We start from the raw sequence: 14,298 nt of genomic DNA on the forward strand, positions 1-14,298 counted from the left end.
GATCAAGAGGTTCGCCCGTTTCTGACGCGAACCTCTTGATCAACCCACCTCGGGGGTGGTCAGGCGGGGAGGGTCTTCTCGATGGCGATGCGGAGTTCTTCGGCTGCGGGCTCGACCGACGGGGCGAACCGGGCGGCCACCGTGCCGTCCGGTGCGACCAGGAACTTCTCGAAGTTCCACCGGACGTCCCCGGTGTGCCCGTCGGCGTCCGATGTGTCCACGAGCGCGGCGTAGAGGGGGTGCCGGTTGGGGCCGTTGACGTCGACCTTCTCGGTCAGCGGGAAGGTGACCCCGTAGTTGACCTGGCAGAAGTCGCTGATCTCGGCGGCGCTGCCCGGCTCCTGCCCGGCGAACTGGTTGCACGGCACACCGAGCACCACCAGGCCGCGATCGGCATAGGTCTCCGCGAGTTTCTGCAGGCCGGCGTACTGCGGGGTGAGGCCGCAGCGGGAGGCCACATTCACGACCAACAACGCCTTGCCGCGGTAGCGGGCCAGGTCTGCGGGGCCGCCGGTGAGGGCATCGATCGGGGTATCGAAGACGGTCATGGGGCGAGGCTACGCGCCGACCGCCGGAGGGCCGGGGCGCGGGCACTCCATGCACCAGGAGAAATCGAAACATGGACATCTTGACGAACTGATGACGCCGTGAGTACCGTCTCACCATCTCTTTTGGAAAGTTTCCTAACAGTTCGGGAGACGCCGCATGAAAAGATCGCTCCGCCGGGCCCTCTGGGCCGGTGCCGTGGTCGCCGTGACCGTCGCAGCGGTGCCGGTGACCACCGCGTTCGGCGCCGGCACGGTCACCACCACCTTCACCAAGGCGCAGGACTGGGGGACCGGTCACGAGACGAGGGTGACCGTCACCAACGGATCGAGTGCCGCTATCAGCACCTGGCGCATCGAATTCGACCTACCGTCGGGCACCACCATCAGCAGCGCCTGGGACGCCGACGTCACCAGCAGCGGCAACCACTACGTCGCGGTCAAGAAGAGCTGGGCCGGCGGCATCGCCCCGGGCGCCTCGTTCAGCTGGGGCTACAACGGCACCGGCGCCTACAAGGCGCCGCTGAACTGCACCGTCAACGGCGCGGCGTGCGGCGGCGGCACCACCCCGCCCACCACCACGCCGCCGACCACGACGCCGCCCACCACCACCCCACCGACCACGACCCCGCCGACCACGCCGCCGCCGAACACCGGCGGCAAGAAGGTCGTCGGCTACTTCGCCGAGTGGGGCGTCTACGGGCGCAACTACCACGTCAAGAACATCCAGACCAGCGGCTCGGCCGCCAAGCTGACCCACATCCTGTACGCCTTCGGCAACACCACCGGCGGTCGCTGCTCCATCGGTGACAGCTACGCCGACTACGAGAAGGCGTACACGGCCGCGGACAGCGTGGACGGCGTCGCCGACACCTGGGACCAGCCGCTGCGCGGCAGCTTCAACCAGCTGCGCAAGCTCAAGCAGATGAACCCGCACCTCAAGGTGATCTGGTCGTTCGGCGGTTGGACCTGGTCCGGCGGCTTCACCCAGGCCGCGCAGAACCCGGCCGCCTTCGCCGAGAGCTGCTACAACCTGGTCGAGGACCCGCGCTGGGCGGACGTCTTCGACGGCATCGACGTCGACTGGGAGTACCCCAACGCCTGCGGTCTGACCTGTGACAGCAGCGGCCCGAACGCGTTCAAGAACGTGATCAGCGCCCTCCGGTCGAAGTTCGGGTCCAGCGCCCTGGTCACCGCCGCCATCACCGCGGACGGCAGCAACGGCGGCAAGATCGACGCCACCGACTACGCCGGCGCGATCGGCAACCTCAACTGGCTGATGCCGATGACCTACGACTACTTCGGGGCCTTCGCCGCGCAGGGGCCGACGGCCCCGCACTCGCCGCTGACCTCGTACACCGGCATCCCGCAGCAGGGCTTCAACTCCGACGCCGCGATCCAGAAGCTCAAGAGCAAGGGCGTCCCGGCCAACAAGCTGCTGCTCGGCATCGGCTTCTACGGCCGTGGCTGGACCGGCGTCACCCAGGCCACACCCGGCGGCAGCGCCACCGGCGCGGCTCCGGGCACCTACGAGGCGGGCATCGAGGACTACAAGGTCCTCAAGAACACCTGCCCGGCCACCGGCACGATCGCCGGCACCGCGTACGCCAAGTGCGGCAGCAACTGGTGGAGCTACGACACCCCGTCGACCATCAACGGCAAGATGACGTACGCGAACAACCAGGGCCTCGGTGGCGCGTTCTTCTGGGAGCTCTCCGGTGACACCACCAATGGCGAGCTCATCGGCGCCATCAAGGGCGGCCTCGGCTGAGCCGAGGGCCGACGCACCACCCACACGGCGGGGAGGGGCCCGCACCGTCCCTCCCCGCCCGTGACCTGACGGCCCGGACGACGCCCAGCGTCGGCCGGGCCGCCGTCGTTGGGCCGACCCGGCTCGATATGGCAGACTCCCGGCTCGGCAGGTCCCGATGGCACCGTCGACGGAGGTGGTCATGCGCTCGACCCACCGCAGGCTGGCGGCGACCGCCGCCGGGCTGGTGCTGGCACCCATCGTCCTGGGCGGCTGTGGCATCGGCGGTGACGCCGAGGAGGAGCCCGCCACCAAACCGGCGCGAGCCCCGGCCGAGGAGGCCGCCGCCCGCTCCCGCGAGCGCGTGCAGGCGTACCTCGACGCGATGACCGCGAAGGACGTCGCCGCCGGTCGGAGCCAGCTCTGCGCTCTCCTGCACGACGGCTTCGACCTCGGTGCCACCGGACCCAACGGTGACTTCGCCGACCACTTCCAGGTGCCCGAGGCGGCCATCACCGACATCCGGTCCGGTCCGTTCGGGCAGGAGGTCAGCGTGTCGGTCTCGGTCACCTCCGGCAAGCGCACCGTCGCCCGGCCGCTGGTGTTCACCGTCACCCGGGACGGCGGCGACTGGTGCATCGCCGGGGAGGCTCCGGGCGGGACGTCGGTCGCCAGCCCGACGCCGGGCGGTGCCGTCCTCACGCCCCCGTCCTGACCAGCGCCCGGCGGATTGATCTCCCACCTGCCGGAACCGTCCCCCTCGCCGCCCGGTCACCCCGACCGTCGCCGTACGCTTTCTGTCATGCGCCATGAGTGGCATCAGCTGAGCCATCCCGGGGTGGGTAGCCCCGGTCTGCAGACCAGCCGACCGACAGTCGACTCCGCCGAGGACGCCGCGCTCGGCCTGGACCGATGGCGGGAACTGCCCCGCGAGCAGGTCCCGCCGTGGTCCGACCCGGCCGCCGTCGCCGAGGTCTGCAAGGTCCTCGACACAGTGCCGTCGGTCGTCGCGCCCTACGAGGTGGACCAGCTCCGGCAGAAGCTCGCCCTGGTCTGCGAGGGCAAGGCGTTCCTGCTGCAGGGCGGTGACTGCGCCGAGACGTTCGCCGACAACACCGAGAGTCACCTGCTGGCGAACGCCCGCACCCTGCTCCAGATGGCGATCGTGCTCACCTACGGCGCGTCCCTGCCGGTGGTCAAGGTCGCCCGGGTGGCCGGGCAGTACACCAAGCCCCGCTCGCTGCCCACCGACGCGCGCGGCCTGCCCGCGTACCGGGGCGACATGATCAACTCGCTGGAGGCCGATCCGGCAGCCCGGGTCGCCGATCCGCAGCGCATGATCCGGGCGTACGCCAACTCGGCGGCGGCGATGAACATGCTCCGGGCGTACCTCGCCGGTGGGCTCGCCGACCTGCACGCGGTGCACGACTGGAACAAGGGCTTCGTGAAGAACTCCCCGGCGGGGGAGCGCTACGAGGCGATCGCCCGGGAGATCGACCGGGCGCTGGCGTTCATCCGGGCCTGCGGCATGACCGACGACGAGGCGCTGCGTACGGTCACGCTCTACTGCTCCCACGAGGCCCTGGCCCTGGAGTACGACCGGGCGCTCACCCGGGTCTCCGACCGTCGGGCGTACGGCCTCTCCGGGCACTTCCTGTGGATCGGCGAGCGCACCCGGCAGATCAGCGGGGCGCACATCGACTTCATCTCCCGGATCGCCAACCCGATCGGGGTCAAGCTCGGCCCGACCACGTCCCCGGACGAGGCGATCGAGCTGTGCGAGAAGCTCAACCCGGACAACATCCCCGGCCGGCTCACCCTGATCAGCCGGATGGGCAACCACCGGGTGCGCGACGCCCTGCCGCCGATCGTCGCCAAGGTCACCGCCGCCGGCGCCAAGGTGGTCTGGCAGTGCGACCCGATGCACGGCAACACGCACGAGTCGTCCAACGGCTACAAGACCCGGCACTTCGACCGCATCGTCGACGAGGTGCTCGGCTACTTCGAGGTGCACCGAGGGCTGGACACCCACCCGGGTGGCATACACGTCGAGTTGACCGGCGAGGACGTCACCGAGTGCCTCGGCGGCGCTCAGGGCATCGAGGACCTCGACCTGCCCGACCGCTACGAGACCGCCTGCGACCCGCGGCTGAACACCCAGCAGTCGTTGGAGTTGGCCTTCCTGGTGGCGGAGATGCTCCGCGGCTGACGCGAGGAGTGAGCTTGCGAGCCCCGCAGTCGGCGGCCAAAAGAATGACAGCGGTTGACGCGAGGAGTGAGCTTGCGAGCCCCGCAGTCGGCGGCCGAAAGAATGACAGCGGCTGAGGTTGCGGACCCTCCGTCGGCAGCCGAGAAGAATGACCGTGGCCAGGTGTGCGAGACCCGCAACCGGCGGTCGAAAGGATGACAGTGGCAGACCAGTTCGTGGACCTGCGGTCCGACACGGTGACCCGGCCGACCGCCGGGATGCGGGAGGCGATGGCCACCGCCGAGGTCGGTGACGACGTCTACGGCGAGGATCCGACGGTCAACGCTCTCGAAGCCGAGGTCGCCGCCCTGTTCGGGCACGAGGCGGCGCTGTTCGCCCCGAGCGGGTCGATGGCCAACCAGATCGCCCTGCAACTGCTGGTGTCGCCGGGCGACGAGCTGCTCTGCGACGCGGACGCGCACGTGGTCACGTACGAGATCGGGGCCGCCGCCGCGTACGGCGGGATCTCCTCGCGGACCTGGCCCGCCGTCGGCGCGGACATCGACCCGGAGGCGGTGGCCGGGATGATCCGGCCGGACGGCTTCTTCGCTGTTCCGACCCGCGCGATCGCCGTCGAGCAGACGCACAACCGGGGCGGCGGCGGGGTGATTCCGCTGAGCACCCTGCGGGATCTGCGTGCGGTCGCCGACGACGCGGATGTGGCGCTGCACTGCGACGGCGCCCGGATCTGGCACGCGCACGTCGCGGACGGTGTGCCCCTGATCGAGTACGGCCGGCTCTTCGACACGCTGTCGGTGTGTTTGTCCAAGGGTCTCGGCGCGCCGGTCGGCTCGCTCGTGGTCGGCAGCGCCGACAAGATCGAACGAGCCCGGCTGATCCGTAAGCGGATGGGCGGCGGTATGCGCCAGGCCGGCATCCTCGCCGCGGCCGGCCGGTACGCGCTCGCGCACCACGTCGACCGACTGGCCGACGACCACGCCAAGGCGTCCCGGCTCGCCGAGGCGGTCGCGCCGTTCGGTGTGCTGGCGACGACGGTTCGCACCAACCTGGTCGCGCTGGACCTGACCAAGCACGCCCTGGACGCGCGTGCCCTGGCGGCCGTCGCACGGGCCGAGGGCGTACTCATCTCGGTGCTCGGCCCCCGTACCGCCCGCCTGGTCACCCACCTGGGCGTCAGCGACGCGGACATCGACCACGCGGTCGAAGCCCTACCCCGCATCCTGACGGCGTCCTAACCCCCGCCGGCCGCTCCCTCCCAGCTGTTGATCAAGAGGTTTGCGTCAGATTCCGGCGTCCGGATGACGCGAACCTCTTGATCAACGAGGATCGGCGGGGTGGAGGCGGGGTTCAGGCGTGGAGGCGGGTGAGGGTTTGGATGTCGGCGGCGTGGCCGACCTGCTTCTCGCTCGGGGTCTCCACGACCAGGGGTACGCCGGCGGTGGCGGGGTGCGTCATCAGCTCGGCGAAGGCGGGCTCGCCGATGGTGCCCTTGCCGATGTTCTCGTGCCGGTCCCGCGTGGAGCCGCACAGGTCCTTCGAGTCGTTGGCGTGGACCAGCCGTAGCCGGTCCGCGCCGACGGTGGCCACCAGCGTGTCCAGGGTCGCCGTCATGCCACCCTCGACCGCCAGGTCGTGCCCGGCGGCCCAGGCGTGGCAGGTGTCGAAGCAGACCCCCAGCATCGGGTGGCGGTCCACCGCGTCCAGGTACGGACCGAGCTGCTCCACCCGCGAGGCGAGCGACCGGCCCCCGCCCGCGCTCGGCTCGACCAGCAGCATCGGGCCACCGGCGGCCGCGGCCCAGTCGAGCAGCGGCAGCAGTTCCTCGCGGACCTGCCGCATCGCCGCATCGGCGTGCCCCTCGTCCACCGAACTGCCCGCGTGGAACACCACCGCCTGAGCACCGATCGCCACGCCCCGACGCAGCGCGTGCGCCAGCGTCTGTGCCGACTTCTCGACCGTGGCCGGAGTGGGTGAGCCGAGGTTGACCAGCAGCGAGGCGTGGATGAACGCGGGAATGCCCCGCTCGGCGCAGCCGTCGCGGAACAGGGCGTCCTGCGCGGGGTCACCGTCGGGCAGCGCCCAGCCCCGCGAGTTGGAGACGTAGACCTGCACCACCCGCGCGCCGGTCGCGTCGACGTACGGCAGGGCGGCCCTGGCCAGCCCGCCGGAGGTCGGAGTGTGCGCGCCCACCGGACGCGAGGTTGCCGCCGACATCAGAAGCACGTGAGGGTGACCGGGGTGCCCGGCGGCACCTGCGAGTTCTCGCCCGGCGCCTGGATCCGGACCACGGCGTTCGGGTTGATCAGGGCCGTCACCGGGAAGCCCTGGCCCTCCAACGCCTGCTTGGCCTGCTGACAGGGCAGGTCGATCACCCGGGGCATGACGATCGCCGGTGGGCCCTTGCTGACGTCCAGCTTGACCTGGGTGCCCTTCTCCACGCCGGCGCCATCGGCCGGGCTCTGGCCGAGGATCTCGTCCTTGGGCTTGTCAGAGTCCTTGTAGGTCTCGACCAGGGTCAGGTTGAGCTGGGCCAGGGTGGTGCGGGCTTCGGTCAGGCTCTTGCCGACCAGGTTCGGCACCGACACCGGCGCCCGGCCCCGGCTCAGGATGAGGGTGATCTTCGCGCCGGGTTTGACCTCGGTGCCCACCTTGGGGTTGGTGTCCAGCACGACGCCGGCCGGCAGGGTGTCGTCGTAGCGGGGGGTGCCCTTGGCCACCACCAGCTTCACGTTGACCAGGTCCGCCTCGGCGAGGTCGAACTCCTTACCGATCACGTCCGGCACGGGGAAGCGCTCCGGGCCCAGGGACAGGGTCAGCGTGATCGTGCCACCCTTGACGATCTTGGAGGTCGAGCCCGGGGTCTGCTCCAGCACGCTGTCCTTCGGTGCCTTTTCGTCGAAGCGCGGCTCGCCGTACTTCAGGACGAGCCCGGCCCGGTCGGCCTGCGCCTGCGCCTCGGCGTTGCTCAAACTCACCAGCTGCGGGGCGGTCGTGTAACGGCCGACGCCGAACCACCACCCCCCGATCGCGGCCACCAGACCCAGCGTCACCACCACCGCCGCGACGGCCAACCGGCCACGCGGACTCGCCATCAGCGTGCTGCGCAGCGCGGCGAGCCGAGACCCCAGACCCTCCGCGGGCTCCGGAGCGGCCCGACGTCGCCCTCCGCCCTGGTTGCCGCCCTCCGGCAGCCGCGCCCAGGCCGGGCGGTCGGGCGGCCGGACCGTCGCGACCACCATGGTCGGCTGCGACAGTGGCGCGTCGCCGCTCACCGGCCGGAGCACTGCGGTGTGGGTGTTGCCGTCACCCAGGCGCTCCCGGGCCGCCTGCACCTCGGTCAGCAGTGCGCCGGCGTCGGCGGGCCGCGCACCGGGGTCACGTCGGGTGGCGCGCTGCACCAGGCCGTCGAGGACCGGCGGCAGGCCGGGCACCAGCGTCGAGGGTGCCGGCACGTCCCGGTCGACATGCTGCCAGGCGACGTCGACCGGGCGGTCCCCGTCGTACGGCACGCGACCGGTGAGCATCTCGAACAGCACGATGCCCGCCGAGTAGACGTCGGTACGGGGATCGGCGCGGCCCTCGGTGACCAGCTCCGGGGCGACGTACGCCACGGTGGCCATCAGCTGGGTGCCCTGCTCGTCGTCGGCGCTCGCCTCGACCGCCCGGGCCAGACCGAAGTCGGCCACCTTGACGACGCTGTCGACCAGGTTGGCGACGCCACCGGTGGGCGCCTCGGCGACCAGCACGTTCTCCGGCTTGACGTCGCGGTGCACCAGACCCGACCGGTGCGCGGCGGCGATCGCGGCGAGCATCTGCTCGGCGATGGCCAGCGCCTCGTCCGGGTTGAGCCGGCGGCGCTCGGCCAGCACGTCGCGCAGCGTGCGACCGCGGACGTACTCCATCACCAGGTACGGCAGGCCGGCGTGGGTGCCCTGGTCGTAGACGGCCACCACGTTCGGGTGGGTCAGCCGGGCGATGGTCTTCGCCTCGTCGGTGAACCGAGCCACGAAGTTGGCGATCCGGGCGCGGGCCTCGGGCGCCTGGGTCGGGTGAATGATCTTCACGGCGACGGTGCGCTCAAGGCGCTCGTCGGTGGCGGTGTACACGGTCGCCATGCCACCACGGGCCACGCGACCGCGAATGCGGTAGCGCCCGTCGATCAGCGAGCCCAGCAACGTGTCGGCGACCTGAGTGTCCATCGGCAGGGAGTCTATGTGTCCAGGGGGTGAAGGTTGAACAGGATGCTACAGCCGATCGCCGAACTGGTTCGTCCCGCCGCGCTCGCCGCCCCTCGTCCGCTGGTCAGCGGTACGCACGAGTCAGGGCGTCGATCGGTTGTCCGGGGTGCCGGTGGCTCGTCGTGGTGACGGCGTGGCAGGGTGGTCGGGTGACCGAACCCGTACCCGACCAGGCCGTGCCCGGCCTGGAGCTCGCCGGCCCCACCGACCCGGCCGGCTGGCTGACCCTGCCCGACGTCGCCGAGCGTCTCGACGTGTCGATCAGCAAGGTGCACCAGATGATCCGCGACCGGGAGTTGCTGGCGGTCCGCCGCGACGGCGTCCGCCGCATCCCGGCGGACCTGGTTGCCAACCAGACGGTGCTCAAGCACCTGCCCGGCGTGCTCAACCTGCTCTCCGACAACGGCTACGACGACGAGGCCGCCCTGCGCTGGCTCTACGAGCAGGACGACACCCTCCCCGGGAACACCCCGGCCGCCGCCCTCTCCGGTGACCAGGCCCGCGAAGTGAAACGCAGAGCCCAAGCCGAAGGTTTCTGACCCGCCCCACCCCTTCTCCCGGTCGATTATGAAGTTGGCGGCGCGACACGCCGAGGCGGTGCCCGCTAACTTCATGATCGACGCGGGAAAGCGGCAGGGCCGGGGGTTAGTCGGCTCGGCGGGTCGCGGCTATGGCCAGGTCCACCAGGGCCTGGCGGGCCTCGGTGTCGAGGTCGACGGCGGCCAGGGCGGCGAGGGCGCTGTCGGTGAGCGTGACGATCCGCTGCTCGGTACGGGCGAGCGCCCCGCTCGCGGTGATCAGCTCGCGCAGCCGGGCCACCCCCTCCTCGTCCAGCTCCGGGTCGCCGAGCCGGCCGAGCAGCAGCTCGCGGCCCGCGTCGTCGGTGGTCTCCACGGCAGCCGCCACCAGGTAGGTGCGCTTTCCCTCCCGCAGGTCGTCACCGGCCGGCTTGCCGGTCAGCGCCGGGTCACCGAAGACCCCCAGCACGTCGTCGCGGAGCTGGAACGCCTCACCCAGCGGCAGCCCGTACGCCGAGTAGGCCGTCCGCACGTCGGCCGTCGCGTCGGCCAGCGCGGCGCCGAGCAGCAGTGGACGCTCGACGGTGTACTTCGCCGACTTGTACCGGGCGACCTTGCTGGCCCGTTCCACCGAGGTGTCCCCGGTGGCCTGGGTCAGCACGTCGAGGTACTGACCGACGGTGACCTCGGTGCGCATCTCGTCGAAGACCGGCCGGGCCCGGGCCAGCACCCACGGGTCCAGCCCCGCGGAGTGCAGCAGCTCGTCGGACCAGACCAGGCAGAGGTCACCCAGCAGGAGAGCCGCGGCGTCGCCGAAGCTGTCCGGGTCACCACCCCAGCCGGCCTGCCGGTGCCGGGCGGCGAACCGCCGGTGCACAGCGGGCTCACCACGTCGGGTGTCCGAGCGGTCCATCAGGTCGTCGTGCATCAGGGCACTGGCCTGGACGAACTCCAACGAGGCCAGGGCGGCGAGCACCGGCTCGCCGTCGACCCCGCCGGCGCCCCGGAACCCCCAGTACGCGAACGCCGGACGTAGCCGCTTGCCGCCACCGAGCACGAAGGCCTCGATCGCCTCGGCCACCGGGACCAGCGCGTCGTCCACGGCGGCGAGTCGGGCCCGTTGACCGGCCAGGAACTCGGTGAGGGCCTTGTCCACCCGCTGCCGCAGGTCGGCGCGGTCGACGGGAGACACGGGAGCAGCGTGGGTCACGCCCCGACGCTAGCCGGTCCCCGTGGCCCGCGCTCCACCGCCACGCGTAGTCCCAGCGGTGCGACCGGGACCGGTGCGCCCTGCCGGTGGCGTGCCGGCCCGAGCGGCGCGGCCCGGTCCGGTGGCTCGGGCGGGTCGGGTAGGGACGGCCCGGCGAGTGGCCCGACGGGTGGCTGCCGCGGCCTCGGCCAGCGCCACCAGCGGCACGTCCAGGACGACCGCGAGCCAGCCGAGCCAGAACCCGCCGGGCACCCGGCGCTGGCGTTCCCAGCGGGACACCTCGTGCCGGCTCAACGTCGGCACCCCGGCGGCGGCGCACAACTCGGCGGCGGTGCGCTGCTGGCTCCAGCCCCGGGCCAGCCGGCAGCGGGCCAACAACGGCCCGAGCTGCGCGGGGCGCGGCGGTGCGGGTGGGGTCACAGGTCCTCCTGGCGGGCGTCGGCGCGGTGACGACCCACCCGCCCGACCTGCCGGCCGGGACGGACGTCGCCGCTTGAGTTGCTGACCCCCGCACGGGCACCGGGACCGCCCCCACCGCCCCTCCCATGCCACCCATTCCTACCCCGGGGGTACGACGCCCTCGCGCCCACCGGCCGGGGCGCGCGGCACGACACCGGTCATCGGGTGGGAAGCGCCTGGGTCACTGTCGCCTCGCCCGCTAGAGTCGGGTCGTGGCGCTCGGTCTTCCCTCGGTACTCCCCAATCCGCAGCCAGCGATCGGGGAGCTCATCCGTGAGCGTCAGCCGACCTTCTCGTTCGAGTTCTTCCCGCCCAAGACCGACGCCGGGGAGCGGCTGCTCTGGCAGGCCATCCGCGAGTTGGAGTCGCTGCGTCCGTCGTTCGTGTCGATCACGTACGGCGCGGGCGGGTCGACGCGGGACACCACTGTGGCGGTGACCGAACGGATCGCCACCGACACCACTCTGCTGCCGATGGCCCACCTGACCGCTGTCGACCACTCCGTCGCCGAGCTGCGACACGTGATCGGCCGGCTCGCCGGGGTGGGGGTGCGCAACGTGCTGGCCGTGCGCGGCGACCCGCCGGGCAACCCGGGCGGCGAGTGGATCCGCCACCCCGAGGGAGTGGACTACGCCGAGGACCTGGTCCGCCTGGTGCGCGATTCCGGCGACTTCAGCGTCGGCGTGGCGGCCTTCCCGTACAAGCATCCCCGCTCGCCCGACGTGGCCAGCGACACCGCGCAGTTCGTCCGCAAGTGCCGGGCCGGCGCGGCGTTCGCGATCACGCAGATGTTCTTCGACGCCGACGACTACCTGCGACTGCGTGACCGGGTGGCCGCGGCCGGCTGCGACACCCCGATCCTGGCCGGGGTGATGCCGGTGACCCAGATCGGCACCATCGAGCGGTCCGTGCAGCTGTCCGGCGCGCCCTTCCCGCCGGCGCTGGCGGCCCGCTTCGAGCGCGTCGCCGACGACCCGGAGGCCGTCCGCCGGCTCGGCGTCGAGCAGGCCAGCGAGATGTGCCGCCGGCTGCTGGACGAGGGTGTGCCGGGGATCCACTTCATCACCCTCAACCGGTCCACCGCGACCCGTGAGGTCTGGCAGAACCTGAAGGCCGGCGCGCGGGTGTGAATGCTGGTCCTGCGACACCTGATGCCCGGCACGACGGTTGATCCCCAGGTGGGCACACAGCTGAACTGGGATCAGTACGCCACGGCCTGGGCGCGGTTGCACGGCGGGTTCGACCCTCGGGTCGCGGCGCCGGTGGTGCGCGCGTGGCTGCGATTCGCGTACCACGTGGGGTATGTGCTGGGTCGGCTGCGGGTCAGCCCCACCGCGGTCACAGTGGCCGGGGTGCTGCTCTGCTTCTGCGTACCGTTGCTGGTGACCCGGCCGGGGAACGGCCTCTTCCTCGGCGCGTTGTTCGTGCTGCTCGCCGCCGTGGCGGACAGCGTGGACGGCGCGGTGGCGGTCGCCACCAGCCGCACCACCCGGCTCGGCTACGTCTACGACTCGGTCGCCGACCGGCTCGGTGAGGTGGCGTGGTTGCTGGCGTTCTGGCTGGTCGGCGCGCCGGGCGCGCTGGTCGTCGCGGGCGGAGCGCTGTCCTGGCTGCACGAGTACGTCCGGGCCCGGGCGGTCGCCGCCGGCATGCGTGACATCGGCGCGGTGACAGTGGGCGAGCGACCCACCCGGGTCTCGGTGGCGCTGGCCGGGCTGCTGGTCGCCGGGTTGGCCGGGCTGATCGAGCCGGATTTGGCCGCCGGCACCATCACCATGGCGACAGCGGTGTGGGTGCTGTTGGCCGGCTTCGGTCTGGGGCAGCTGCTCTCCACCATCCGCCGCGCCCTGCTCGACGCCGGCTGAGCGGCCCTACCAGGCGGGGCCGATCTCGTCGGCGACGATCTGCGCGGACAGGGTCACCATCGGCAACCCGCCACCCGGGTGGGTGGAGCCGCCCACCAGCCACAGCCCGTTGGCCGGGCCCCGGTTGGCGGGGCGGAGCAACCCTCCGGCGGTGCCGTAGATCGAGCCACCCGGCGCGCCGGTCGCCGCGTCCAGGTCGGCCGGGGTGCGGACCTCCCGGAACAGCACCCGGTCGCGCACGTCCACGCCGCGCCGCGCCAGCACCTCCAGGATCCGATCGGCGTACGCGTCGGCCAGCCCCGGCCGTCGCCAGTCGACAGCGCCCGCCGCGGTGCCCTGCCGTGGGGCGTTGACCAGCACGAACCATGCCTCGTGCCCGGCCGGACGGACCATCGGGTCGTCGGCAACTGTGACGAACACCGTCGGGTCGGCCGCCGGCCGTGCCCGTACGCCGCGCCCGGGGTCACCGAAGACCGCGTCGAACTCCGCGTCGTAGTCACCCGGGAAGAAGACATTGTGGTGGGCCAGCCCGGTGCTGCCGGAGACGCCGAGCAGCAGCACGAAACCGGCGAGGCTGCGGTCGGTCAGCCCGGCCAGCCGACGGGGGTGCGGCAGCAGGTCACGGTAGACGGTGAGGGCGTCCACGTTGGCCACCACCACGTCGGCGGGCACCGGCGCGCCGACACCGGCGAGGCGTACCCCGTGCACCCGGCCGCCGGTGGCGTCGATCCGGGTGACAGTGGCGTCGGTCTGCACGACCACGCCCAGGTCCAGACAGCGGGTGAGCAACGCGTCGGCGAGGGTGCCCAACCCGCCGCGCAGGTACCAGCCACCGAAGGTCAGCTCGGCGTACGGGACCGCGACCAGCGCCGCCGGCGCCCGGCGGGGGTCGGCCCCGGTGTAGGTGGCGTACCGGTCCAGCAGCATCCGCAGCCGGGGGTCGGACAGGTGTCGGCGGCCCAGGCCGCGCAGGGTGCGGCCCGGTGCGATGGCGGCCAGGTCACCGACCCGCCAGGCCAGCGACGCGAGGTCGCGCGGGGAGTCGACGGTACGGCGCAGGATGTCCCGCGAGGAGGCGTTCCACACCCGCGCGGCCCGATGCCACAGCCGCTGCCAGTCGGTCGCCGCCCGATCGCCGAAGGCGGCGCCGATCCTCGTGGCGAACTCCACCGGGTCGGCGCACGAGTCCAGGGGTGGGCCGCCGTCTCCGAAGACGTGCCGGACGATCGGGTCCAGCGGGACCAGGTCCAGGTACTCGTCGAGCTTGGCCCCGGTCGCCTCGAACAGGTCGTGGAACACCTCGGGCAGGGTGAGCAGGCTCGGCCCGGTGTCGAAGTGGAACGAGCCGGCCGGGGTGTCGTGCGCGTACCGGCCGAGCTTGCCGCCGACCGTGTCGGCCCGTTCGAAGACGGTCACCTGGTGCCCGGTGGCGGCCAGCCGGGCGGCGGTGGCGAGGCCACCCACCCCGGCGCCGACGACCACGATCCGCGCCATGCCGTGCCCT

At 72.2% G+C, this 14,298-nt stretch carries 13 protein-coding genes; 7 read left to right on the top strand and 6 right to left on the bottom strand.

The genetic code is table 11. The features are described 5' to 3' along the window. Positions 1-59: 59 nt before the first annotated feature. Positions 60-548 carry a glutathione peroxidase gene (locus tag FHU34_RS10015; RefSeq protein ID WP_145779695.1) on the bottom strand — a complete coding sequence of 163 codons (489 nt, stop codon included), beginning with the start codon at positions 546-548 and terminating at the stop codon, positions 60-62. A gap of 157 nt (positions 549-705) precedes the next feature. Here FHU34_RS10015 and FHU34_RS10020 point away from each other — a divergent pair, with 157 nt between their 5' ends. The 4 genes from FHU34_RS10020 (at position 706) to FHU34_RS10035 (ending at position 5,739) form a co-directional block, all read left to right on the top strand. Further along, positions 706-2,316: a glycosyl hydrolase family 18 protein gene (locus FHU34_RS10020; RefSeq protein ID WP_145779696.1), complete on the top strand. Its 1,611-nt coding sequence runs from the start codon at positions 706-708 to the stop codon at positions 2,314-2,316. Positions 2,317-2,497: 181 nt separating this feature from the next. Beyond that, a complete protein-coding gene (locus FHU34_RS10025) occupies positions 2,498-3,010 on the top strand; it encodes a nuclear transport factor 2 family protein (protein ID WP_145779697.1) in 513 nt (170 codons plus the stop codon). An 87-nt stretch (positions 3,011-3,097) separates the two neighbouring features. Further along, positions 3,098-4,504, top strand: coding sequence for a class II 3-deoxy-7-phosphoheptulonate synthase (locus tag FHU34_RS10030; RefSeq protein WP_145779698.1), 1,407 nt, complete (start codon positions 3,098-3,100; stop codon positions 4,502-4,504). Between the two features lie 200 nt (positions 4,505-4,704). Further along, on the top strand, positions 4,705-5,739 hold the full coding sequence (locus tag FHU34_RS10035) for a threonine aldolase family protein (protein WP_208744955.1): 1,035 nt from the start codon (positions 4,705-4,707) through the stop codon (positions 5,737-5,739). A 112-nt stretch (positions 5,740-5,851) separates the two neighbouring features. Here the strand turns inward: FHU34_RS10035 and FHU34_RS10040 are convergent, their stop codons facing one another. Continuing rightward, the gene (locus FHU34_RS10040) at positions 5,852-6,718 is read right to left on the bottom strand and encodes a deoxyribonuclease IV (RefSeq protein ID WP_145779700.1); all 867 of its coding nucleotides are present in this window, start codon (positions 6,716-6,718) and stop codon (positions 5,852-5,854) included. After that, positions 6,718-8,703, bottom strand: a complete 1,986-nt coding sequence (gene pknB / locus FHU34_RS10045) for a Stk1 family PASTA domain-containing Ser/Thr kinase (RefSeq protein ID WP_145779701.1) — start codon at positions 8,701-8,703, stop codon at positions 6,718-6,720. The genes FHU34_RS10040 and pknB overlap by 1 nt, the downstream gene beginning before the upstream one ends. A 188-nt stretch (positions 8,704-8,891) precedes the next feature. Between pknB and FHU34_RS10050 the strand changes: the two genes are divergently transcribed. Then, positions 8,892-9,281: an Rv2175c family DNA-binding protein gene (locus FHU34_RS10050; protein WP_145779702.1), complete on the top strand. Its 390-nt coding sequence runs from the start codon at positions 8,892-8,894 to the stop codon at positions 9,279-9,281. A 106-nt stretch (positions 9,282-9,387) separates the two neighbouring features. Here the strand turns inward: FHU34_RS10050 and FHU34_RS10055 are convergent, their stop codons facing one another. Together FHU34_RS10055 and FHU34_RS10060 are read right to left on the bottom strand one after the other, a co-directional pair. Continuing rightward, positions 9,388-10,470 carry a polyprenyl synthetase family protein gene (locus tag FHU34_RS10055; protein WP_145779703.1) on the bottom strand — a complete coding sequence of 361 codons (1,083 nt, stop codon included), beginning with the start codon at positions 10,468-10,470 and terminating at the stop codon, positions 9,388-9,390. A gap of 9 nt (positions 10,471-10,479) precedes the next feature. Continuing rightward, a complete protein-coding gene (locus tag FHU34_RS10060; RefSeq protein WP_145779704.1) occupies positions 10,480-10,890 on the bottom strand; it encodes a helix-turn-helix domain-containing protein in 411 nt (136 codons plus the stop codon). 251 nt (positions 10,891-11,141) lie between these two features. On the opposite strand from FHU34_RS10060, the gene metF reads away from it, so the two are divergent. Then, positions 11,142-12,059 (top strand): methylenetetrahydrofolate reductase [NAD(P)H], encoded by a 918-nt coding sequence (gene metF / locus FHU34_RS10065; protein ID WP_145779705.1) that lies wholly within the window; start codon positions 11,142-11,144, stop codon positions 12,057-12,059. 21 nt (positions 12,060-12,080) lie between these two features. Further along, positions 12,081-12,794, top strand: a complete 714-nt coding sequence (locus tag FHU34_RS10070; RefSeq protein WP_145785524.1) for a CDP-alcohol phosphatidyltransferase family protein — start codon at positions 12,081-12,083, stop codon at positions 12,792-12,794. Between the two features lie 6 nt (positions 12,795-12,800). Here the strand turns inward: FHU34_RS10070 and FHU34_RS10075 are convergent, their stop codons facing one another. After that, complete coding sequence (locus FHU34_RS10075; protein WP_145779706.1) at positions 12,801-14,288, bottom strand: phytoene desaturase family protein; 1,488 nt, start codon at positions 14,286-14,288, stop codon at positions 12,801-12,803. Positions 14,289-14,298: the final 10 nt, after the last annotated feature.

The sequence above is a fragment of the Micromonospora taraxaci genome, from assembly GCF_007830095.1.
Lineage (GTDB): Bacteria > Actinomycetota > Actinomycetes > Mycobacteriales > Micromonosporaceae > Micromonospora > Micromonospora taraxaci.